Here is a 17,445-nt window from a genome sequence, read left to right as displayed (position 1 = left end):
CCTCCTTGACGTTGCGAGCTCAAGATGTGGACGGATTGTAGGGAGCAGAACCTGATCAAAACAGGGCGCCGCTAACGGAATTCCCCATTGCCTCGATCTTCCCACCGAAAGCGGTAATGGGCCAAAAGCATTGACAGATGATCGACGATCTAGGGAAATGAAAAAAGGCCCTGCTCGGCAGGGCCTTTTTTCCGCGATCTTGACTTGGTGGTCGGTCAGGGGAGCGCGACCGCCGGCGTCGTCGGCCAGCTCATCCTGATGACGCCGCCCTCCTCGCCGGCCCGCACCTCGACGTCGTCGACGAGGCCGCGAATCACGGCGAGACCCATCTCGTCCTCACCGTCGGCGTCGTCGAACTCCTCGGCCGGAGCCTCGTCCCGGGCGCCGGGCACACCGGCGGCGTCGGCCGCCGCCACACCCGCGCCGGGCACCTCGTCCCCGACCTCGATGGAGAACGACTTCTCCTCCTCGGTCAGCACGACCCGGACGGGGGTGGTGACGCCGTTGCTGCGGTGCAGCCCGACGGCACGGGTGCACGCCTCACCGACGGCGAGTCTGACCTCGTCGAGGACCGCCTCGTCGACCCCGGCCCGGCGCGCCACCGCGGCCGCCACCAGGCGGGCCGTGCGGACGTGCTCGGGCTGGGCGCTGAAGCGGAGTTCAACGGTGGCCATACGGTCCCCCTAGGAACGTCTGGGCGGGCAACTCGGAGGACCGGGCGTGTCCGGCCCGGCTCTCCACTCCTTCTCCGGCCTCGGCCGGCCGTCAGTCGGTGGCGTTGACGGCCTCGTCGACCGTGGTGTGGATGGGGAACACCTTGGTCAGTCCGGTGATCCGGAAGATTTTGAGAATGCGCTCCTGGTTGCAGACCAGGCGCAGCGAGCCCTCGTGCGCGCGCACGCGCTTCAGGCCGCCCACCAGCACGCCGAGGCCGGTCGAGTCGAGGAAGTCCACGCCCTCCATGTCGACAACCAGGTGGTAGCTGCCGTCGTTCACCAACTCGACCAACTGCTCGCGCAGCTTGGGCGCGGTATACACATCAATCTCGCCACCGACCTCGACGACCGTACGGTCGCCACTCGGGCCGGACACATTGCGAGTCGACAGGGACAGGTCCACGGATCCTCCAGCACCTTGCTATCGAGCGGTCGTTCCTCAAGTCTCCCGGCGGAGTCGGGGGACGGATCGCCAGCCGCGATGGCATTCAATCACTTACCTGCAGCCATGCACGACGCCTTGGGAGCATTGTCCGTCACGCCAGTGACACACTCGGTGCCGATGGCCAAGAATCACCGCCCCAGTCGTCCAGCCGGGGACACGGGCAGTCGCCCCTCCCCCGGCATGGTCCTCGACCGGCTCTCCTCGGGCGAGAGCCGGGCCGCGCGCATCACTCATACGGAGCACTTGCCCGCCCGGGCAGGCCGTCATGCGGTCTGGCCGCATCGCATCCGGCCGGAGGTGATCAGCGCGATCCAGGCGGCGGGCATCGAGCACCCCTGGGCCCACCAGGCGGAGGCCGCCGAGCACGCCCTCGACGGCGAGTCCGTGGTGATCGCCACGGGAACCGCCTCGGGCAAGTCGCTGGCCTATCTCGCCCCGGTCCTGTCGACCCTCCTGGACGGCTCCGAGGCCGCCAACGGCCGGGGGACCACCGCGCTCTACCTGGCGCCCACCAAGGCCCTCGCCGCCGACCAGCGGCGTGCGGTCCGTGAGCTGGCGGCTCCGCTCGGCAACCGGATCCGGCCGGCCGTCTACGACGGCGACACGCCCGTCGAGGAACGCGAGTGGGTCCGCCAGTACGCGAACTACGTGCTGACCAACCCCGACATGCTGCACCGGGGCATACTCCCCTCCCACCCCAGGTGGTCCTCCTTCCTGCGCTCCCTGCGCTACGTCGTGATCGACGAGTGCCACACCTACCGGGGCGTCTTCGGCTCCCACGTCGCCCAGGTGCTGCGCCGTCTGCGGCGGGTCTGCGCCCGGTACGGCGCGGATCCCGTCTTCCTCCTCGCCTCCGCCACCTCCGCGGAGCCGGCCCTCGCCGCCCGCCGGCTGACCGGCCTGCCGGTCTCGGAGGTCTCCGACGACGCCTCCCCGCGCGGCGAGCTGGTCTTCGCCCTCTGGGAGCCGCCGCTGACCGAGCTGCACGGCGAGCAGGGCGCCCCGGTGCGCCGCACGGCCACCGCCGAGACCGCCGACCTGCTGACCGACCTGACCGTCCAGGGCGTCCGCTCGGTCGCCTTCGTCCGCTCCCGGCGCGGCGCCGAGCTGATCGCGGTCATCGCGCAGGAGCGGCTCGCCCAAGTGGACCGCTCCCTGGCCCGTCGCGTCGCCGCCTACCGGGGCGGCTACCTGCCCGAGGAGCGCCGGGCCCTGGAGCGGGCCCTGCACTCGGGCGAGCTCCTCGGCCTGGCCGCCACGACGGCCCTGGAGCTGGGCGTGGACGTCTCCGGCCTGGACGCGGTGCTGATCGCCGGGTACCCGGGCACCCGGGCCTCCCTGTGGCAGCAGGCCGGCCGCGCCGGCCGCTCGGGCGAGGGCGCCCTGGCGATCCTGGTCGCCCGGGACGACCCGCTGGACACCTTCCTGGTCCACCACCCCGAGGCGCTCTTCCAGCAGCCGGTCGAGTCGACCGTCCTGGACCCCGACAACCCGTACGTCCTCGCGCCGCACCTCTGCGCCGCCGCCGCCGAGCTGCCGCTGACCGACGCCGACCTGGCCCTGTTCGGCCCGGCCGTCACCGAGCTGCTGCTGCCCCAGCTGGAGGCCGCCGGACTGCTCCGGAAGCGCTCCACCGGCTGGTACTGGACCCGCCGCGAGAGGGCCGCCGACCTGACGGACATCCGGGGCGGGGGCGGCAGCCCGGTCCAGATCGTGGAGGCCGCCACCGGCCGCCTCCTCGGCACGGTCGACGAGGCCGCCTCGCACACCGCCGTCCACGACGGCGCCGTCCACCTCCACCAGGGCCGTACGTACCTGGTGAAGACCCTCGACCTGAAGGACTCCGTGGCCCTGGTCGAGGAGGCCGCCCCGCCGTACTCCACCACCGCCCGGGACACCACCTCCATCTCCGTCCTCGAGACCGACACCGAGATCCCCTGGGGAGCCGGCCGCCTCTGCTACGGCTCCGTCGAGGTCACCAACCAGGTCGTCTCCTTCCTGCGCCGCCGTCTGATCACCGGCGAGGTGCTCGGCGAGACCAAGCTCGACCTGCCACCCCGCACCCTGCGCACCCGCGCCGTGTGGTGGACGGTCACCGAGGACCAGCTCGACGCCGCCCGGATCAACCCGGAGATCCTCGGCGGTGCCCTGCACGCCGCCGAACACGCCTCCATCGGCATGCTGCCGCTCTTCGCCACCTGCGACCGCTGGGACATCGGCGGGGTGTCCGTGCCGCTGCACCCCGACACCCTGCTGCCCACCGTCTTCGTGTACGACGGGCATCCGGGCGGCGCGGGCTTCGCCGAGCGGGCCTTCCACACCGCCCGCGCCTGGCTGACGGCCACCCGGGAGGCGATCGCCTCCTGCGAGTGCGAGGCGGGCTGCCCCTCCTGCATCCAGTCCCCCAAGTGCGGCAACGGCAACGACCCTCTCCACAAGCGCGGCGCCGTGCGCCTGCTCACGGAACTGCTGCGGGAAGCCCCGGCAGAGCCCGAGGAGGCCCCGCCCGCGCCCTGACCGCCGGTGCGTACGGCCCGAGGCGCACCGTCGCCGTCACGTCCGCGATGTCGTCCCGCACCGAGCAGCGCACCACCGCCGCCCCCTGCGCGGCCGCGACCCGGGCCGCCGCCGCGCAGGCGGTCTCCTCGCCCCACAGGGCCCGGTCGGCGGCGGCAAGCGCGGCCAGGTCCGCGGCCCCGCCCGCCCGGTGCCGGGCGGCGACCGCCTGCCCCAGCGCAAGCACCGCACCGAACACCACGCACAGCACACAGGCCGCGAAGGCCGTCCACACCGTCGCCACCCCCCGGTCGCGGCTCAGGCCCCCGATCACGGCGCCGTCACCCCCACCGTGTCCTCGGCGAGCGCCGCAGCCGCGGCGCGCAGCGTCAGCCCCAGCCCGCCGGGGCCGGGTGCCTGGGCATCCACCGTCACCCGCCACAGGTCGCCCGAACGGGTGACCGAGACGTGGGCCCCTTCCGGCGCGGCCGCCCGGGCGGCGGCCTCGGCGCCGGCCACCGGCTCCGACCTGGCCACCGCCCGCGCGCCGGCCCGCGCCGCGTCCACACACTGGATCTGCGCGGCCGCCGCGGCGAGCGCCCAGACCAGGGCCATGGTGAGCACCACCAGCGCGGGCAGGGCCATCGCCGCCTCCACGGTCACGACGCCCCGGTCGTCAGAACGGCGCATCGAGCGCCTTCCCGATCACGGACTCCAGCGCACCGGAGACCGACCCGCTGGTCACGATCTTGTACAGGATCGTGGCGAAACCCGCCGCCGCGATGGTCCCCATCGCGTACTCCGAGGTCGTCATCCCCGCGTCACCGCTCCGGGCCGCCCATCGGGCCCGCCACCACGTGCCCATCCGCCGCCTGCTCGTCCTTGTCATGCCAACCCCCATGTGTCGTCGTCGTGTTCGTACGCGTCGTCGTGTTCGTCTTCGGTCAGTTCCGCAGCAGGCCGGTCGCCAGGCCGATCACCACCGGGGCCACGCCCACCGCGAGGAAGGCCGGCAGGAAGCAGAGGCCCACGGGGGCGGTGATCAGCACCTGGGCCCGCTGGGCCCGGGCCGCCGCCTTCCGGGCCCGGTCGGCCCTCAGGTCGGCCGCGTGGCGGGAGACGGCCTCGGCGGCGGGCGCCCCGGAGGAGCCGGCCCGTTCCAGGCAGCGGGCCAGGCCCTCGGCACCGGGTATCTCCCCGAACCTCCGCCACACATCGGCCGGTTCGCCGCCGAGCCGCAGCTCCGCGGCCGTCCGCGCGAGCCGCTCGCCGAGCGGTCCGCCCAGCGACCGCCCGACCGCCTCCGCCGCCTCGCCGGGCCCCGCTCCTGCGGACGCGCAGGCCGCCAACAGGTCCGCCGCGAGCGGAAGCTGCCGTACCGCCTCCTCCTCGTCACCGGCCGTCGGGACCCGGCCCGCGCTCCACCGCCGTACGCCCCAACCCGCCGCGATCCCCGCCAAAAGCCCGGCCACCCCACCGACCAGGGCCCAGCCGACGGCGCCCGCCGCGACCGGCGCGGCCCAGGTCCGCAACCAGGCGGGACAAGCGCGCCGTCGACCGCCGGCCGACCCGGCGCCCAGCAGGGCCGCCAGCCGCTTCCGCGTCCGCCGCTCGCGCCGCCGGTCGGCCACCGCGCAGGCCGCCCAGCCGACCGAGGCCGCCACCGCGACCATCACCCCCAGCCCGTGGCCGAACTCCCCCAGAAGACCCGCCACTCCGGTCACACCCGCTCCCCTCCTCGGACGATCCGCGCGGCCCACCACAGGCCGGCGGTCTCCAGTGCGGCGCCGACGACCAGACAGCCGAGGCCCAGGGGCGTGTGCAGCAGCACGTACAGCGGTCGTGCGCCCAGCGCCGAACCGAGGAGGAGCCCCACGGCCGGGAGCACCGCGAGAACGGCCACCGTCGCCCACGCCCCGGCCAGTTGGGCCCGCAGCCGCTCCCGCTGGTCCCGGTGCTCCCGCAGCGCCGCCTCCAGCCGGTCGAGCCCGGCGGCCAGCCCCGCGCCCCCGTCCACCGCGACCTGCCAGCAGGCCGCCAGGCCGGCCAGCGCATCGGCCCCGTCCTGCCGCGCGGCCCTCCGCAAGGCCGCCGCCACATCGCCGCCGAACCGGGCCGCCGCGAGCACCTCCGCCTCCTCCTTCGGCCCCAGCGCCCCGGTCGCCCCGACCGCGAACAGCAACGCCCGCGCGGGCTGCCGACCGGCTCTCAGCTCGGCCGCGACCGCGCCGCACAGACCCACCACGGCGTCGGACCGCGCCTCCCGCTCCCTGCGGAGCGCCGCCGCCCGCAGCCGTCGCCCCACCAAGGGACCCGCCAACGCCCCCGCCACCAGCGGCAGCGGTGACTCCCCGAGCACCGCGAGCACCGCCGCCACCGGCAGACAGAGCCAGGCCCGCCGCCCCCGCAGCGCCGCCCACCAGCGCTCGCCGACGGCCCGCCACGCCGTCCGCGCCCGCCCCGGCGCACCCGGATCCCCCGGCCCGCCGACACCGGCGAGGACAAGCCGCGCCCTGCGCACGCCGCGCTCCCGCTCGGCCACCCGCCACAGCGCGGCCCCCGCGCACAGCACCGCCGCGCCCTGGGCCAGCGCCGCCTGGTCGCTCATCACGAGCCGCCCCCGATCAGCGACCGCAGCCGCTCCCAGCCCCGCTCCCGCTCGAACCCGGCCGCTCCCCAGCTCAGCGCGGGCACGGTCACCACGAGCCCCCGCCGGTCCCGCTCCAGGACGTGGATCTCCGCGATCCGCCGCTGCCCCACCCGGTCCCGTACGAGATGCAGCACCGCCGAGAGCCCGGCACCCAACTGGCTGTGCAGCGCCGCCCGGTCGAGCCCGGCGGCCGTGCCGAGTGCTTCGAGGCGGGCCGGTACGTCCGCCGCCGTGTTGGCGTGGAGCGTGCCCGAGCCGCCCTCATGGCCGGTGTTAAGGGCTGCAAGCAGGTCGACGGCCTCCCCGCCTCGCACCTCGCCGACCACCAGCCGGTCGGGCCGCATCCGCAGCGCCTGCCGGACCAGGTCCCGCAGGGTCACCAGACCCGCGCCCTCCTGGTTCGCCGGCCGCGCCTCAAGGCGCACCACGTGCGGATGGTCGGGCCGTAGCTCGGCGGAGTCCTCGGCGAGGACGATCCGCTCCCGTTCGCCGACCAGACCGAGCAGCGTGGACAGCAGAGTCGTCTTCCCGAACCCAACGACAAGACACCTCTATTGCGGCACACTTGCCCCATGGCGACGACCAAGACACCAGCAGGGCAACGCACTCGCGCGGTCATCTACGTCCGCATCAGCCAGGACCGTAGCGGCGCCCATCTCGGCGTAGACCGACAGCGCGAGGACTGCGAGGACCTGGCCGAGCGCAACGGGTGGGACGTCGTCGAGGTCTACGTCGACAACGACGTCTCCGCCTACAGCGGCAAGCCGCGCAAGGACTACATGCGCATGCTCGCTGACCTTGAGGACGGCGCGGCCACCGTCGTCATCGCCTGGCACACCGACCGCCTACATCGCTCGCCCACCGAGCTGGAGAAGTACATCGACCTGTGCGATGCCCGGGGAGTGACGACCCACACCGTGCAGGCCGGCCACCTCGACCTGTCCACGCCCTCCGGACGCATGCTCGCGCGCATGCTCGGCAACGTCGCCCGGTACGAGTCCGAGCACAAGGGGCACCGCGTCGCCCGGGCCCGAATGCAGAAGGCGAAGTCCGGCGAGTGGGGCGGCGGGATTCGCCCGTTCGGGTGGGGCATGCCCACCGGGGAGACCCGGAAGAAGGTCGACCGAAAGACGGGCGAGGAGGTCGAGGTACCCGTCCTCGACATGAACAAGGCCGTCCCCGAGGAGGCCGCCGCGATCGAGACCGGCACCGACATGCTGCTGTCCGGCGGATCGATCAGGGGATGGGTGAAGTGGCTCGCCGACAAGGGGTACACCACGACCCGCGCCAACACGATCTCGCACGTCGAGGCGCGCGACATGCTGCTGCGGCCGAGGAACGCCGGAATCGCCGTCTACAGGGGCGAGGAGATCGGCACCGGCCCCTGGGACAAGCTCGTGCCCGAGGAGAAGTTCAGAGCCGTTGTGGCCGTCCTGAAGGACCCTTCCCGCAAGACGACGCCCGGGGCGCAGCCGAAGTGGTTCGGCTCGCTGATCTACCGGTGCGGGGAACCAGGGTGCACAGACACCGTGCGGGTCACGAAGACCGGCCGGTTGCAACTGCCCAGCTACCGGTGCCGACTGCAGCACGGCGGCGGGCGCCGCGCACAGCTGGTTGACGACTACGTCGAGGACCTCATCGTCGAGCGGCTGTCACGACCGGACGCGGCTGATCTCCTCCTGCCCGGCCCGGACGACATCGACGTGGCGGCGCTGCAGATGGAGAGCGAGCAGATCCGCCGGCGGCTGACCGATCTCGCTGGCGCGTTCGGAGCCGGCCGGATCGACATGCCGCAGTTCACCGAGGGGTCGGACGTGGCGCGCGCCCAGCTGGACGGCGTGAACAAGCAGTTGGCCCGGGCGGCGACGAGGGATCCGCTGGTGCCGCTCGTGGGTGCGCCGGACGTCCGCAAGGCGTGGAAAAGCATGGGCCTGCAGGAGCGGCGGACCGTGCTGCGCGAGCTCCTGGACGTGACGTTGCATGCGCCCCGGCCGGGCCGCATGCCCGACGGCACGTACTTCGACTACGAGGCGATCGAGACGGAGTGGAAAAGGCGAACGGCGAGCCAGAATGGCTAGCTCTCGGACGAGTCGCCTGTTTGAAGCTCGGCCTCATACTGGGCCTCCCGAGCACGCAGGCGCCACTCCTCGGCGATCATTTCCAGTTCCTGACGGTCTCTCTGCGCGTACTGAAGCAGAAGCTGCGCGCGGGTGTGGCGCTCTTTGGCGGCGCTCATCGCCTCAGTAGCCGACTGCAATTCGCTTCTAGCCCGATCCACCTTGCTTGACGCATCCCATGCCCTTGATGCTGCATGCTTCGCGTGGGCTTCGAGCTGCTCAACAGTCCAGTCGCCCCGGCCCGGGGCGCGGGATTTTGCGGCCACGCCCTCAGCAAGCATCTCGTGAACAGTGGTCCCCAGGGCCCGCGCGAGCAGATCAGCCTCGGAGAGTTTCAGCGACCGCTGCCCGGACTCCAATTTCGCGATGGTCTGCTGATACATCGACCCCCCGAGAGCCATCACCCTCTCGGCGAGCTCCACCTGAGACATGTCAAGGGCAACCCTGATCTTCCTCACCTGCCGGATAAAGGCTTCTTCAGCCACTGCCCCCGGGGCCGGCGCTTGGTCCTCAGCCAACGCAATCAACATCCTTCATGCCCAACACGCTACACCGCGATGTTGTTGTTGCGCCACACCGCCACCGGGTACATACTCATGGTGTTCCAACACCAACACCGCAAGGGGGTGGAGTGGTGTCGATGCCGCTCGCCATGGGCGCGGCGCGGTACCTGACCACGGACGACGTGGCCTCCAGGTACCGCACGACCGCTAGCACCGTTCGTTACTGGCGCCACATCGGCTACGGCCCGAAGGGCATCAAAATCGGCCGGCGCGTCCTCTACACCGAGGCCTCGCTCCTCAGGTTCGAAGAGCAGCTTGCCGACAAGGCCGACCAGGAATCGGCGTGACCACCGATGCGGCCTACGCCGCGAACGACGACAGCGCCAGGGGTCCAGCCCTGACGCCGCCTGTCGAGCAGTTCAACGAATCCGCTAGCCAGCAGATCGGAAAGCTCGTGCCCATCATCGCAGAGCCGGCCACTTCGGCCAAGCAGAACCCCGGTCAGAGGGGTACCACCGTTCCGGCCACCGTCCGCCCGGTGCCCACCATCGAGCACGTGATCGCGGCCCCCATCGACCAGCTGCTCGACCAGCAGGACGCCATGCTCGTCGAGCTCGATAGGCCCATGGACTCCTGGTTCTTCGGCCAGCTCGTCCACAAGCGCGACGGGCAGATCATCCTCGCCATGCCCCCCGGACGTAGCGCGATTGAGCAGGACGCCAGCGTGCGGATGCTGATCGCCCAGTTCCACGGTCTGACCAGCGACGACTTCCCCAGCCACATGACCACCACCAACGTCATCGAGAACGGGGAGTACGTCCTGTGAAGACCACCGCCGTAGTCCGCGCCGCCCGGGCCCTCGATGAGCGGGCCGCCGCCCACGCCCGAGGCGACCGGGATGCCGCCCTCCGCGCCACCGCCACGGTCGCCCTCTGGTGGACCGTCGCCGAGGAGCACGGCGCCACCCCCGGCGACGTCAACGCGCACCGGACGGGAGGCGCCCGATGAAGCAGGCCTACATCGAACAGGTCGCCCTCGATCACGGCGCGAAGGTCGTCTTCAAGGAGTTCGCGGACCACGTCCGCGTCGCCTACGACCCCGACCAAATCAGCCCGCTCGACGCCCGGGGCGTCCTCGGCATCTACGTGCACTACACGGAGAGCCCTGAGATCGACCGCATCCGGGACGCGGGCTCCACCGCCGAGGACGAGAACTGCCGCGAGTTCTACTCGATCATCCTCGGCGAGATCGACCGCACCGGAGACGCCCCGGGCATCGTCCGCCATGTCCTCGGCCTCATGGAACAGGCCCACAGCGAGGAGCGTGGCCGGTGACCGAGAAGCAGAACGTCGCGACGGTCGGGGCTATCCCCGGCCGTCCGGCCCGGCCCGCCGGCTACTGGGAGCGCATCGACCGCATCGTCGCCCAGGCCCCACCGCTCACCGACGCGCAGCGCGCCAAGCTCCGCACGATCTTCCACCAGCCCGCCCCGAGCCAGGAGGCAGCGTGACCAGCCAGAAGCCGCACATCCCCGGCCAGTGGCCGGTCACCAAGCCCGTCGAACTCCACCAGGCCGACGACCAGGGCGAGCAGCATCTCGCGCTCGTCGCCGTCCAGGCCCGCTTCCACGTGACGCTCGGCTCGATCCGCGCCGACCTCGAGGAGCAGCCGTCCCCGATGGCCGTCCTCAACGCGGCCCGCCGATGGAACTGCGCGATCACTGCCATGGCCGACGAGGTCGCCTCGGCCCTGAAGAAGGCCAGCTAGTCGCACGGCCCGGGGGTTCTGTGCGTCAACCGGATGGCCCCCCCCCCGGGCCCGACACGGACACCAGCACCTGCTCGGAGAAGAGAGCCCCGTTCGTGAACGACACCATCGCCTTCAACCGGCTCGCCGACCTCCTCGGCAGCATGGGCGAGCGCACCCGATACACCGGGGGTGTGCTCCGCACCCGCGGCCTGTGCCACGGAGGCGACTCCCCCACCACCGTCGCCATCAAGCGCATCAACAACGGCGTCGGCGTGTACTGCCACAAGTGCCAGGGCAACGCCGAGTTCCTCGCAGCCATCGGCTGGACCGAGGCCGACCTGTTCGACGAGCCGCTCCCCGAACGGCCGCGCGACCGCCCCGAGGACGACACGTGGATCCCGTGCCAGGACCGCGGGCACAAGCGTGTCGCCCAGTACCTCTACAAGGACGCGCACGGAACGCTCGTGCACGGCGTCACCCGCTGCGACGCGAAGTGCTTCGCGCAGTGGCGGCCCGAACCGTCCAACCGATCCGGCCGCCGCTGGAGCCTCAACGACGAGGGCGGTAACCGCCTCGTCGCCACCGTCCCGTACCGACTGCCCGAACTGCTCGTCGCCGTCGCGGCGGACCGCGTCGTCTGGATCGCCGAAGGCGAGAAGGACGTCCACGCCCTCGTCGACCACGGGTTCCCCGCCACCTGCAACGCGGGCGGCTCCGGGAAATGGACGGCCGAGCACGCCCAGTACCTGACCGGCGCCGACGTCACGATCGTGGCCGACCGCGACGCGAAGGGACGGCAGCACGCCGAGGCCGTCGTCGCCACCCTCAGGGGTGTCGCCAGGTCCGTGTACGTCGTCCAGGCCGTCACGGGGAAGGACGCCTACGACCACTTCGCCGCCGGCCACACCGACATCGAGTTCAACCAGGTCTGGGCGCCGGTCCCCTACCCGGGCGACCCGGCGGTGGTCGCGTGACGACAGCACCGGCCTGGGCCCCCGATGTCAGGGAGGTGGACCAGGCGACGCTCGGCCGCCCGGGCCGACTCCCTGAGGAGTTCTTCTCCGCCCGGCCCGTGTTCGCGAAGATCCGCCAGGCCGCTCACGCCGAGGGCTGCTCGGGCGACGTCCTGTTCTACAGCACGCTCGCCCGCATGTCGGCGCTCGTACCCCACCAGTACCGAGCGGTCACCGGTATCGGCGGCCGGGCGTCGCTGAACATCTTCGCCGCCATCGTCGGCACGTCCGGCGCGGGCAAGTCGACGAGCTCCTCCCTCACGCGCACGCTCATGCCCGCGCTGGACGACGACTTCCGCGACGGCCTGCCCGTCGGATCCGGCGAAGGCATCGCCGAGGCCTTCATGGGCTCCGTCGACGAGCCGACCGGCGAACTACACAAGGGCGGCCCGAACAAGGGCGACCCGGTCATGCGCAAGGTACGGAAGCAGGTGCGCCACAACGCCTACTTCTACGTGGACGAGGGCCAGACGATCGCCAAGCTGAGCGAGCGGAACGGCTCCGTGCTCGGCGAGACGCTGCGCCGCGCCGCCGTCGGCGAGACCCTCGGCCAGACCAACGCGAGCGAGGAGCGGACCCGGTACGTACCGGCCGGCTCGTACAGCCTCGGACTGCTCGTCGGGTTCCAGCCGAGCACGGCGGTGCCGGTACTCGCCGACGCCAGCACCGGCACCCCGCAGCGCTTCCTCTGGGGCTGGGCAGACGACCCCTCCATCCCTGACGTACCACCGTCATGGCCGGGTGAGCTGGAGCGCGGGCACTGGCAACGCCACATCACCGACCCCGTCGACATCCGCTTCCCCGAGCGTGTCCGCAGCATGTTGTGGGCGGAGAAGGTCGGCCGCGCGCGGGGTGAGATCGAGGTCCCCGAGCTGGACGGCCACGCTGGCCTGATCAAGGTCAAGGTGGCCGCACTGCTCGCGCTCCTCGACGGGCGGGACTACGCAACCGAGGAGGACTGGTCTCTCGCCGAGGTGGTCTGGGCCGCGTCATGCGGGGCCCGTGACCACCTGGTGGAGCGGGCGCAGCGCGAATCGGCGGCCGAGAAGCAGCGCGAGCAGGACGCCAAGGTCCTGCAGGTGGTGCGCGAGCACGAGGCGAAGGCCGAGGCCACCGTCGCCCTCGAACGGGTCGCGGCGCTAATTCGGAAGCACGCCTCGGTGGTCGGCGGGATCACCTGGGGCGAGCTCAACCGCCGTATGGCGAGCCGCGATCGGAAGGGACTCCGGAAGGCGGTCGACGTTGCGGAGTCCCGCGGCTGGGTCGTGGTCGAGGGCGACCGCGTCTCGGTCCGCACGGACTAACGGAGTCGATCGGGACGTGGACACGCACCGGGGTGTGGACATGTGGACGCGTGTCCACACCCCCCCGTCCAGAGATCGAGAACCCTTCGGAAGCCTCTCTAAATAACAACAAATAGGACATGTGTGTGTACTCGCGTGACGCGCGACGGGGGGACGTGGACAGCCGTCCACATGTCCACGTCCACATGTCCACACCGAACGTCTGCCCATCGAGGAGTACCTGATGACCCTGCCCACCAGCCCCACCGGATGGCTCGCCACCTACCGCACCCCCGAGGAGGTCCAGCAGAAGCGACCCGGCCGCTGCCTGCCCGTCGACGGCTGGGCCCCCGACGGCGACGCGCTCGTCGTCGACCGCCGCCTCGGCACCCGCACCCCCGCCTCGAACCTCCCCCACTTCCGCGGCCTGCAGGAAGCGGAGAGCAGCACCGTCGGCGTCGTGCCCGGCCAGGGCTGGAGCGTCGCCTACGCCGACGGCGCCGCCCTGGACCCCGTCGTCGCCTGGGTCATCGACCGCAGCGGCTACGCCCTGCCGCTCATCGCCAACGCCGAGGGCTACGCGACCCCCTACGAGCCGGAGAACGTCGGCGGCTTCCTTGCCCCCGGGCATCCCGACGCCAGCCCCTACCGCCCCTGCCCCGAGAAGGAGTCCAACTGATGGCCGGAGAGACCACGATCACGATCGTCGGCAACCTCGTCGACGAGCCCGAGCTCCGCTTCACCCCCGCCGGCGCCGCCGTCGCGAAGTTCCGCATCGCCTCCACCCCCCGCGTCTTCAACAAGACCACCAACCAGTGGGAGGACGGCGAGAGCCTGTTCCTCACCTGCTCCGTCTGGCGACAGGCCGCCGAGAACGCCGCCGAGACCCTCACCAAGGGCACCCGCGTCATCGTCCAGGGCCGCCTCAAGCAGCGCAGCTACGAGGACCGCGAGCAGGTGAAGCGCACCGTGTACGAGATCGACGTCGACGAGGTCGGCCCGTCGCTCCTCCGCGCGTCCGCGAAGGTCACCAAGAACCCGGCCGCCGGCGGACAGCAGGCCGCCCAGCCGTCGGCCGACGGCTGGGGCGGCGCCCGGCCCGCGCAGCAGCAGGCGCCCGCGGCGAACAACTGGGACGGCCAGAAGCAGCCCGCACCGGCCGCGCAGGTGCCCGGCTACTCCGACCAGCCCCCCTTCTGATGTGTGACCTGCCCGAGGTCCAGGACCTCGGGCAGGGGCGAATGGCCACCCGGCCGCCGCCGACACCTGACGCCGACCGCCACACAGAGAGGTGATCACCATGACGGACCAGGAGATCCAGCTGCTCGTCCTCGGCGGCACCCTCGGCGCCTACGTGATGCTGCTCCTGCAGCTGACGTTCGCCGCCATCGACGACCGCCGGGACCGCCGCCGCGCCCAGGCAGCCGCCGCCCGGGCCCTCAAGGCCCACGCCGTCCGCGACTGGCGCGACGTCATCACCGGGGAGGGAGCGTGATCGACTGCCTGCTCTGCGAGCGGAACCAGACCGACGGCTACCTCTGTCCGGGCTGTGCACTCGCCACGGCCCGCCGCCTCGACCGGATGCCGAAGCTGTACGCCGCGCTCGCCGCGTTCCTACAGCCCGCCGCACGCGGCACCGACGGCGGCCGTTCACAGGCTGTGGATGCCCCCCTGCCCGTGCCGGAGCAGGTACTCAACCTCCGTGGCCCCGGCGGCATCGTCGGGGTCCTGGAGGACTGGCGATCGGCGATGCAGAGCGACCGCGGCTGGAGCGAGCCGGACGCCACCGGGCTCATCGAGCCCCGCGTCGTCCGCGCAGCCCGGGCCCTGTGCATGAACCTCGAGTGGATCGCCGCCAGCTGGCCGCTCGCCGGCGCCTTCGCCGAGGAGATCCGCGACCTCGAGAAGGACGTCGCCTCGGTCGTGAACCCGGCCGACCGTGCCGAGCGCGGCACCCGCCTGGGTAAATGCCCGGCGGTCGACTCCTCGGGAGCGATCTGCGGCGCGATCCTGCGGCACTTCCCCGGCGAGCGAGCCGTCACCTGCAGGTGGTGCGGCTGCGCGTTCGAGCCTCACGAGTGGGCCGGCCTCCGCGAGTGGATCGACCGCGACGAGGCCAACCCGCCCGTGGAGTTGGCGAGTTGAGCGCCGAAGGGTTGCATAGGACACCGTGTCCTAGTAGTGTCTGTGACGTGCCAACTACCGATTGGCGCGAGCGTGTTGAGTCCGAGAACCGGCGTCAGCGCGAGTTGCAAGCGGAGATCGCAGCAAGCGCCCGAAGACGAGCGGCAGCGTTCGCAGACGGCGTCCTGGAACTCGGCAGCAAGTCGGCTGTCGCCCGAGAGATCGGGATCGACGTCCGCGCAGTACGAAGAGCGATCAACGAGTACGGACCGGCGACTGCACCGCCGCCCGACTCGACAACCGAAGAACCAGGGAACAAGTAGGCCCCCCGGCAAAGGCGACTGCACCGCCGGCCGGAGGGCTACTACCCGGCACCCAGGAGGCGCGCGAACGCCGGCCTGGACACTTACCCACGCACGAGACAGGACTCGTCATGGATCAGCAGGACACTACCCGGGCCGCTGCTGTTGCGGCGACCGGCCTCCGAAGGCTGCCGCACGCCACGGAGCGCTTCGACGGCCCCACCACCCTCTATCGGATGTACGACGAGGCAGGCCAGCTCCTGTACATCGGCGTCACCTGCAACACCGCCCAGCGTTGGGACTCTCACCGGGCGCTCAGCCCCTGGTGGCCGCTGGTGGCCAGCAAGAAGCTCACGGTCTATCCCGACCGGCGCTCCGCCCTCATGGCCGAGACGGCCGCGATTCGAGCCGAGGCGCCGGCGCACAACGTCAGCGACAACCCGCGGGCCGGACGCCGCGATGTCCACCTCGTCCTCAAGGGCGAGCGGGCGAAGGCACTGGCCGACCTGGCGAGGGCCGAGCGTCTCAGCATCAGCAAGTTCGTCATGAAACTGATCGACGCGGCCCTCGCCGACGCAGCCAACGACCCCGACATGGACGAGGCGCTCCGCCGCGTCCGCGCCACCGCCCAGAAGGGCGGTGCGCGATGAGCCGGCCCTCGCCCGTCCTCAGCGACGACACCCGCACGCTCCTCGCCCAGCTCGCCGACAAGCTCGATGCGCTCCGGCCGAACGCCTCCATGAGCGAGGGCATCCGCCTCGGCCAGGCCCTCGTCCTCGCCGAGCAGCTGTACGGCCCGACCGAGGCCGCCTACGCCGCCGAGCAGGACTTCCTCATCGCCGCGCCGCCCGTCCGCCACGAGCAGACAAGAGGCGAGTACGCGGCCCTCCTCCGCCTCGTCGCGAAGGGGGTCACCCAGTGAGCTCCTTCAGGCCCCTGTTCGACGCGGAGCAGGACACCACCGGCTGGACGCCGCCGCTCGACATCGCCCGCTCCGCCGGCCGCCAGGCTCTCGAGCGCCACGAGGCCGCCAACATCCACGACCACACGGAAATGCTCCGGGCCGCCGTCGCTCTCGAGATGGCCCTGCGCCAGGTCCTCGACGCCCTCGACGCGGAGGAGGGCCGGTGACCGAGCAGCGCACCATCACCCTGCCCACGCTCGACCACGGCCCGGTCGCCCTGCCCGAGCCGGCCTGGTGCCGTGGGCACCAGGACCACATCCCCGGCTACCGGGTCGACCTCGCGCACACCGGTCCCGAGCACTCCTTCGCCTTCGACGGCGAGCAGCTGCTCGTCGCGATGCTGTCGCAGGCGCCGTTCTCCGAGACCGGCAGCCGGGCGACGGGGCTGTACGTCGAGCAGACCGGGTACGCGGCCACCCTCGGCTACGCGGGTACCCGCCAGCTCGCTGCCGCCCTCACTGTGCACGCGATGCACCTGCGGACGCTCGCCGACAGCCTCACCGCCATCGACGCGGCTGCCGAGGGAGGCCCACGGTGACCGGCGCGGACCCGGTGGCGCAGCGGCGCGGAAAAGTGCGCCGCCTGGCGCAAGGCGGAGCATCCAACCGCGCCATCGCGGCGCAGCTCGACATCTCCAAGGACACAGTCCGGCGCGACCTGGAGTGGTTCGAGGTGCCGCTCGCCGAGCGGATGGCGCAGCGCGCGGCGCAGGCCGAGACGGCCCTGAGTCAGGTATGCGCCGCAGCTCAGGCCGCCGCAGACACCCGGCCGGCCTACGTCTGGACCGACCCTGAGACGGCCCGGCGCTGGCACGACGAACTGCGCGCCACCGCGGCGCAGCTCACGGCGCTCGCCGACCAGTTCGCCGACTACTACCCCTTCGCCCAGAGCGCCACCGGAGCCGACCCGTGCTGACCTACCACGCCCTCGGCTACTACGGCCTCCTCGGCATCCCCGCGGCGCTGGCCGCCGCCCGGCTCATGCCCGCCGGCTCACCGGCCCGCCGCGCCCTCGCCCGCGCCGCCCTCGGCGCCCTCCTCCTCATCGCCGCGATCATCGCGCTCTCGTACTGAAGGACCCCAC

Annotated in this window: 28 protein-coding genes and 1 pseudogene; 20 read left to right on the top strand and 9 right to left on the bottom strand. The window is 72.1% G+C overall.

The features are described from left to right. Positions 1-215 precede the first annotated feature (215 nt). Complete coding sequence (locus Q5762_RS14050; RefSeq protein ID WP_315892396.1) at positions 216-674, bottom strand: ATP-binding protein; 459 nt, start codon at positions 672-674, stop codon at positions 216-218. Positions 675-765: 91 nt separating this feature from the next. Further along, positions 766-1,119 carry an STAS domain-containing protein gene (locus Q5762_RS14045; protein ID WP_137988538.1) on the bottom strand — a complete coding sequence of 118 codons (354 nt, stop codon included), beginning with the start codon at positions 1,117-1,119 and terminating at the stop codon, positions 766-768. A 78-nt stretch (positions 1,120-1,197) separates the two neighbouring features. Here Q5762_RS14045 and Q5762_RS14040 point away from each other — a divergent pair, with 78 nt between their 5' ends. Further along, entirely contained in the window at positions 1,198-3,678 is a 2,481-nt protein-coding gene (locus Q5762_RS14040) for a DEAD/DEAH box helicase (RefSeq protein WP_315892395.1), read from the top strand. Here the strand turns inward: Q5762_RS14040 and Q5762_RS14035 are convergent. The 6 genes and pseudogenes from Q5762_RS14035 to Q5762_RS14010 form a co-directional block, all read right to left on the bottom strand. Further along, positions 3,620-3,991, bottom strand: coding sequence for an Rv3654c family TadE-like protein (locus Q5762_RS14035; RefSeq protein WP_315892394.1), 372 nt, complete (start codon positions 3,989-3,991; stop codon positions 3,620-3,622). The two genes, Q5762_RS14040 and Q5762_RS14035, sit on opposite strands and share 59 nt — an antisense overlap. After that, positions 3,988-4,347, bottom strand: a complete 360-nt coding sequence (locus tag Q5762_RS14030) for a TadE family type IV pilus minor pilin (protein WP_315892393.1) — start codon at positions 4,345-4,347, stop codon at positions 3,988-3,990. The genes Q5762_RS14035 and Q5762_RS14030 overlap by 4 nt, the downstream gene beginning before the upstream one ends. Next, complete coding sequence (locus Q5762_RS14025) at positions 4,334-4,546, bottom strand: DUF4244 domain-containing protein (RefSeq protein ID WP_399495120.1); 213 nt, start codon at positions 4,544-4,546, stop codon at positions 4,334-4,336. The genes Q5762_RS14030 and Q5762_RS14025 overlap by 14 nt, the downstream gene beginning before the upstream one ends. A gap of 55 nt (positions 4,547-4,601) precedes the next feature. Then, on the bottom strand, positions 4,602-5,330 hold the full coding sequence (locus tag Q5762_RS14020) for a type II secretion system F family protein (RefSeq protein ID WP_315892619.1): 729 nt from the start codon (positions 5,328-5,330) through the stop codon (positions 4,602-4,604). A gap of 47 nt (positions 5,331-5,377) precedes the next feature. Beyond that, the gene (locus Q5762_RS14015; protein WP_315892392.1) at positions 5,378-6,265 is read right to left on the bottom strand and encodes a type II secretion system F family protein; all 888 of its coding nucleotides are present in this window, start codon (positions 6,263-6,265) and stop codon (positions 5,378-5,380) included. After that, positions 6,265-6,843, bottom strand: a pseudogene (locus Q5762_RS14010) (ATPase, T2SS/T4P/T4SS family); the annotation flags it as partial. The pseudogene Q5762_RS14010 and the gene Q5762_RS14015, both read right to left, overlap by 1 nt. Positions 6,844-6,879: 36 nt before the next feature. Between Q5762_RS14010 and Q5762_RS14005 the strand changes: the two are divergent. Beyond that, positions 6,880-8,385 (top strand): recombinase family protein, encoded by a 1,506-nt coding sequence (locus Q5762_RS14005; protein WP_315892391.1) that lies wholly within the window; start codon positions 6,880-6,882, stop codon positions 8,383-8,385. Here the strand turns inward: Q5762_RS14005 and Q5762_RS14000 are convergent. Next, positions 8,382-8,942, bottom strand: a complete 561-nt coding sequence (locus Q5762_RS14000) for a helix-turn-helix transcriptional regulator (RefSeq protein ID WP_315892390.1) — start codon at positions 8,940-8,942, stop codon at positions 8,382-8,384. The two genes, Q5762_RS14005 and Q5762_RS14000, sit on opposite strands and share 4 nt — an antisense overlap. Before the next feature lie 122 nt (positions 8,943-9,064). Between Q5762_RS14000 and Q5762_RS13995 the strand changes: the two genes are divergently transcribed. The 18 genes from Q5762_RS13995 to Q5762_RS13910 all read left to right on the top strand — a co-directional run bounded on the left by Q5762_RS13995 (position 9,065) and on the right by Q5762_RS13910 (position 17,435). After that, the gene (locus Q5762_RS13995) at positions 9,065-9,274 is read left to right on the top strand and encodes a helix-turn-helix domain-containing protein (protein WP_315892618.1); all 210 of its coding nucleotides are present in this window, start codon (positions 9,065-9,067) and stop codon (positions 9,272-9,274) included. After that, on the top strand, positions 9,271-9,753 hold the full coding sequence (locus Q5762_RS13990; protein ID WP_315892389.1) for a hypothetical protein: 483 nt from the start codon (positions 9,271-9,273) through the stop codon (positions 9,751-9,753). Before Q5762_RS13995 ends, Q5762_RS13990 begins: the two co-directional genes overlap by 4 nt. Then, entirely contained in the window at positions 9,750-9,935 is a 186-nt protein-coding gene (locus Q5762_RS13985) for a hypothetical protein (RefSeq protein WP_315892388.1), read from the top strand. The genes Q5762_RS13990 and Q5762_RS13985 overlap by 4 nt, the downstream gene beginning before the upstream one ends. Then, entirely contained in the window at positions 9,932-10,261 is a 330-nt protein-coding gene (locus Q5762_RS13980) for a hypothetical protein (protein ID WP_315892387.1), read from the top strand. The genes Q5762_RS13985 and Q5762_RS13980 overlap by 4 nt, the downstream gene beginning before the upstream one ends. After that, positions 10,258-10,437 (top strand): hypothetical protein, encoded by a 180-nt coding sequence (locus tag Q5762_RS13975; protein WP_315892386.1) that lies wholly within the window; start codon positions 10,258-10,260, stop codon positions 10,435-10,437. The genes Q5762_RS13980 and Q5762_RS13975 overlap by 4 nt, the downstream gene beginning before the upstream one ends. After that, positions 10,434-10,694: a hypothetical protein gene (locus Q5762_RS13970; protein ID WP_315892385.1), complete on the top strand. Its 261-nt coding sequence runs from the start codon at positions 10,434-10,436 to the stop codon at positions 10,692-10,694. The genes Q5762_RS13975 and Q5762_RS13970 overlap by 4 nt, the downstream gene beginning before the upstream one ends. A gap of 95 nt (positions 10,695-10,789) precedes the next feature. Then, complete coding sequence (locus Q5762_RS13965; protein ID WP_315892384.1) at positions 10,790-11,650, top strand: toprim domain-containing protein; 861 nt, start codon at positions 10,790-10,792, stop codon at positions 11,648-11,650. After that, a complete protein-coding gene (locus Q5762_RS13960; RefSeq protein WP_315892383.1) occupies positions 11,647-12,993 on the top strand; it encodes a hypothetical protein in 1,347 nt (448 codons plus the stop codon). The genes Q5762_RS13965 and Q5762_RS13960 overlap by 4 nt, the downstream gene beginning before the upstream one ends. 223 nt (positions 12,994-13,216) lie before the next feature. Further along, complete coding sequence (locus Q5762_RS13955) at positions 13,217-13,651, top strand: hypothetical protein (protein WP_315892382.1); 435 nt, start codon at positions 13,217-13,219, stop codon at positions 13,649-13,651. Continuing rightward, entirely contained in the window at positions 13,651-14,172 is a 522-nt protein-coding gene (locus Q5762_RS13950) for a single-stranded DNA-binding protein (protein WP_315892381.1), read from the top strand. Before Q5762_RS13955 ends, Q5762_RS13950 begins: the two co-directional genes overlap by 1 nt. Before the next feature lie 100 nt (positions 14,173-14,272). Further along, positions 14,273-14,467, top strand: a complete 195-nt coding sequence (locus Q5762_RS13945; RefSeq protein WP_315892380.1) for a hypothetical protein — start codon at positions 14,273-14,275, stop codon at positions 14,465-14,467. Beyond that, the gene (locus Q5762_RS13940) at positions 14,464-15,117 is read left to right on the top strand and encodes a hypothetical protein (protein ID WP_315892379.1); all 654 of its coding nucleotides are present in this window, start codon (positions 14,464-14,466) and stop codon (positions 15,115-15,117) included. The genes Q5762_RS13945 and Q5762_RS13940 overlap by 4 nt, the downstream gene beginning before the upstream one ends. Before the next feature lie 412 nt (positions 15,118-15,529). Beyond that, on the top strand, positions 15,530-16,048 hold the full coding sequence (locus Q5762_RS13935; RefSeq protein WP_315892378.1) for a GIY-YIG nuclease family protein: 519 nt from the start codon (positions 15,530-15,532) through the stop codon (positions 16,046-16,048). Beyond that, positions 16,045-16,320 (top strand): hypothetical protein, encoded by a 276-nt coding sequence (locus tag Q5762_RS13930; protein ID WP_315892377.1) that lies wholly within the window; start codon positions 16,045-16,047, stop codon positions 16,318-16,320. Before Q5762_RS13935 ends, Q5762_RS13930 begins: the two co-directional genes overlap by 4 nt. Next, complete coding sequence (locus tag Q5762_RS13925; RefSeq protein ID WP_315892376.1) at positions 16,317-16,529, top strand: hypothetical protein; 213 nt, start codon at positions 16,317-16,319, stop codon at positions 16,527-16,529. The genes Q5762_RS13930 and Q5762_RS13925 overlap by 4 nt, the downstream gene beginning before the upstream one ends. After that, positions 16,526-16,900 carry a DUF6907 domain-containing protein gene (locus Q5762_RS13920; protein ID WP_315892375.1) on the top strand — a complete coding sequence of 125 codons (375 nt, stop codon included), beginning with the start codon at positions 16,526-16,528 and terminating at the stop codon, positions 16,898-16,900. The genes Q5762_RS13925 and Q5762_RS13920 overlap by 4 nt, the downstream gene beginning before the upstream one ends. Continuing rightward, the gene (locus tag Q5762_RS13915) at positions 16,897-17,277 is read left to right on the top strand and encodes a DeoR family transcriptional regulator (RefSeq protein ID WP_315892374.1); all 381 of its coding nucleotides are present in this window, start codon (positions 16,897-16,899) and stop codon (positions 17,275-17,277) included. The genes Q5762_RS13920 and Q5762_RS13915 overlap by 4 nt, the downstream gene beginning before the upstream one ends. Beyond that, positions 17,271-17,435, top strand: a complete 165-nt coding sequence (locus tag Q5762_RS13910; RefSeq protein WP_315892373.1) for a hypothetical protein — start codon at positions 17,271-17,273, stop codon at positions 17,433-17,435. The genes Q5762_RS13915 and Q5762_RS13910 overlap by 7 nt, the downstream gene beginning before the upstream one ends. Positions 17,436-17,445: the final 10 nt, after the last annotated feature.

It is taken from the genome of Streptomyces sp. P9(2023), assembly GCF_032436795.1.
Taxonomy (GTDB): Bacteria; Actinomycetota; Actinomycetes; order Streptomycetales; family Streptomycetaceae; genus Streptomyces.
The sequence above is the reverse complement of the archived record's forward strand: the minus strand, read 5'-3'. Positions and strand labels throughout refer to the sequence as shown.

What these genes read in the sequence shown, in the direction of transcription:
- Q5762_RS14050 (WP_315892396.1), bottom strand. Translation starts at nt 674, where the DNA reads ATGGCCACCGTTGAACTCCGCTTCAGCGCCCAGCCCGAGCACGTCCGC.
- Q5762_RS14040 (WP_315892395.1), top strand. Translation starts at nt 1,198, where the DNA reads ATGGCATTCAATCACTTACCTGCAGCCATGCACGACGCCTTGGGAGCA.
- Q5762_RS14030 (WP_315892393.1), bottom strand. Translation starts at nt 4,347, where the DNA reads ATGCGCCGTTCTGACGACCGGGGCGTCGTGACCGTGGAGGCGGCGATG.
- Q5762_RS14025 (WP_399495120.1), bottom strand. Translation starts at nt 4,546, where the DNA reads ATGACAAGGACGAGCAGGCGGCGGATGGGCACGTGGTGGCGGGCCCGA.
- Q5762_RS14020 (WP_315892619.1), bottom strand. Translation starts at nt 5,330, where the DNA reads ATGGTCGCGGTGGCGGCCTCGGTCGGCTGGGCGGCCTGCGCGGTGGCC.
- Q5762_RS14015 (WP_315892392.1), bottom strand. Translation starts at nt 6,265, where the DNA reads ATGAGCGACCAGGCGGCGCTGGCCCAGGGCGCGGCGGTGCTGTGCGCG.
- Q5762_RS14005 (WP_315892391.1), top strand. Translation starts at nt 6,880, where the DNA reads ATGGCGACGACCAAGACACCAGCAGGGCAACGCACTCGCGCGGTCATC.
- Q5762_RS13995 (WP_315892618.1), top strand. Translation starts at nt 9,065, where the DNA reads ATGCCGCTCGCCATGGGCGCGGCGCGGTACCTGACCACGGACGACGTG.
- Q5762_RS13980 (WP_315892387.1), top strand. Translation starts at nt 9,932, where the DNA reads ATGAAGCAGGCCTACATCGAACAGGTCGCCCTCGATCACGGCGCGAAG.
- Q5762_RS13955 (WP_315892382.1), top strand. Translation starts at nt 13,217, where the DNA reads ATGACCCTGCCCACCAGCCCCACCGGATGGCTCGCCACCTACCGCACC.
- Q5762_RS13950 (WP_315892381.1), top strand. Translation starts at nt 13,651, where the DNA reads ATGGCCGGAGAGACCACGATCACGATCGTCGGCAACCTCGTCGACGAG.
- Q5762_RS13945 (WP_315892380.1), top strand. Translation starts at nt 14,273, where the DNA reads ATGACGGACCAGGAGATCCAGCTGCTCGTCCTCGGCGGCACCCTCGGC.
- Q5762_RS13935 (WP_315892378.1), top strand. Translation starts at nt 15,530, where the DNA reads ATGGATCAGCAGGACACTACCCGGGCCGCTGCTGTTGCGGCGACCGGC.
- Q5762_RS13930 (WP_315892377.1), top strand. Translation starts at nt 16,045, where the DNA reads ATGAGCCGGCCCTCGCCCGTCCTCAGCGACGACACCCGCACGCTCCTC.